General features: G+C 72.4%; 1 pseudogene. It reads left to right on the top strand.

The features are described from left to right. Positions 1-398: pseudogene (locus PUR61_RS15580) on the top strand (HAMP domain-containing protein); the annotation flags it as partial.

Raw genomic sequence — 398 nt, 5'->3', positions numbered from 1 at the left:
GGCCAAGGGCGAGGTCGCGGCGCTCGCCGGCGTCATCAACACGATGGTCGACACGCTCTCGGCCTTCGCGGACGAGGTGACCCGGGTGGCCCGCGAGGACGGCACCGAGGGGCCGCTCCGCGGGCAGGCCCGGGGCGCGAGCGTGGCCGGCACCGGCACGCTCCTCACCGACAACGGACACGCCAAGGCGCACAACCTCACCCGCCAGGACCCCAACATCTCCCCGCAGACAACCGCCGTCTCCGCGCGCAAACTCACCCGCAATAACTACGACGACGCCCGCGGCGAGATCCTGGAGCTCAAGACCACCATCAACACGATGGTCGACCAGCTGAGCGCCTTCGCCGCCGAGGTCACCCGGGTCGCCCGCGAGGTCGGCTCCGAGGGCCGGCTCGGCG

Source organism: Streptomyces sp. BE20 (genome assembly GCF_036322525.1).
Classification (GTDB): Bacteria; Actinomycetota; Actinomycetes; order Streptomycetales; family Streptomycetaceae; genus Kitasatospora.
The sequence above is the reverse complement of the archived record's forward strand: the minus strand, read 5'-3'. Positions and strand labels throughout refer to the sequence as shown.